Here is a 209-nt window from a genome sequence, read left to right as displayed (position 1 = left end):
GAATCAGTTTTCGGTCACCTTAAGTCTTATTTGAAGTTCACTAAATTTACGGTTCGAGGTAATGAGAACATTAAGAAACAAATGGGATTCGTATTAATGGCAATGAATATAGGAAAATTGGCTAAATAGCCAATCTTCCTTTTTAATATTTTCAAAATAAAAAAGATCAGTTCGGGAAATCTTACGATTTCCACGTTCTGATCTTTTTT

The 209-nt window shown here is 31.1% G+C and carries 1 protein-coding gene; it reads left to right on the top strand.

Going from position 1 to position 209, the window contains the following annotated elements:
* Window positions 1-129 (top strand): transposase (locus FC72_RS10590; protein ID WP_157051171.1); only part of this gene is annotated, 129 nt, incomplete at its 5' end.
* Window positions 130-209: the final 80 nt, after the last annotated feature.

This window comes from Companilactobacillus tucceti DSM 20183 (genome assembly GCF_001434665.1).
GTDB lineage: Bacteria > Bacillota > Bacilli > Lactobacillales > Lactobacillaceae > Companilactobacillus > Companilactobacillus tucceti.
Note: the sequence above shows the minus strand (reverse complement) of the source record. Positions and strands in the feature narration are given on the sequence as shown.